At 67.5% G+C, this 467-nt stretch carries 1 protein-coding gene; it reads left to right on the forward strand.

Translation table 11 applies throughout. The annotated features are described in order from the left end of the window. Nucleotides 1–467 (forward strand): alcohol dehydrogenase catalytic domain-containing protein (locus ACRCUN_RS34250; RefSeq protein ID WP_462146041.1); only part of this gene is annotated, 467 nt, incomplete at both ends.

A 467-nucleotide genomic window follows, 5' to 3' on the forward strand; every position in this document is an offset into this window, starting at 1 on the left:
GTGATTTCGCGGTCCAAGAAGCAGCCCGTCGAGTTGGTCGACATCGTGATCCCGGATCCGGGTCCGGGTGAGGTGGTGGTCGACATCATCGCGTGCGGGGTGTGTCATACCGATCTGACCTACCGCGAGGGCGGCATCAACGACGAGTACCCGTTCCTGCTCGGCCACGAGGCCGCGGGCACCGTGGAGGCCGTCGGTGCGGGCGTCACCCATGTCGAGCCCGGCGACTTCGTGGTGTTGAACTGGCGTGCGGTGTGCGGGGAATGCCGCGCCTGCAAGCGGGGTCGTCCGCACCTGTGCTTCGACACCCACAACGCCGCGCAGAAGATGACGCTGACCGACGGCACCGAACTCACCCCCGCGCTGGGTATCGGCGCGTTCGCCGACAAAACCCTGGTGCATGAGGGTCAGTGCACCAAGGTCGATGCCGAGGCCGATCCGGCCGTGGCCGGGCTGCTGGGCTGTGG

This window comes from Mycobacterium venezuelense, assembly GCF_054919535.1.